Raw genomic sequence first — 259 nt, 5'->3', positions numbered from 1 at the left:
CGAAGAGTTGATCGGCTTCTTCGTCAACACCCTGGCGCTGCGGCTCGACCTGTCGGGCGCGCCGAGCGTCGCCGAGCTTCTGGACCGGACGCGGCGCACGGCGCTGGCGGCACAGGAGCATCAGGACCTGCCGTTCGAGCAGGTGGTGGAGATCGTCCAGCCGCCCCGGGCTCTTGATCACACCCCACTGTTCCAGGTGATGTTGGCCTGGGAGAACAATGCGGTCGGGTCCTTCGACCTGCCGGGGCTGAGCGTCGAG

1 protein-coding gene is annotated in these 259 nt (G+C 67.6%); it reads left to right on the top strand.

Annotated features, from left to right (window positions below; translation table 11 throughout):
• On the top strand, positions 1 to 259 hold a 259-nt coding region (locus PY650_RS37010), incomplete at both ends, for a condensation domain-containing protein (RefSeq protein WP_285885077.1).

Origin of the sequence: Martinezella calliandrae (assembly GCF_030272695.1) — a bacterium.
In the GTDB taxonomy this organism is placed as follows: domain Bacteria; phylum Pseudomonadota; class Alphaproteobacteria; order Rhizobiales; family Rhizobiaceae; genus Rhizobium; species Rhizobium calliandrae.
The sequence above is the reverse complement of the archived record's forward strand: the minus strand, read 5'-3'. Positions and strand labels throughout refer to the sequence as shown.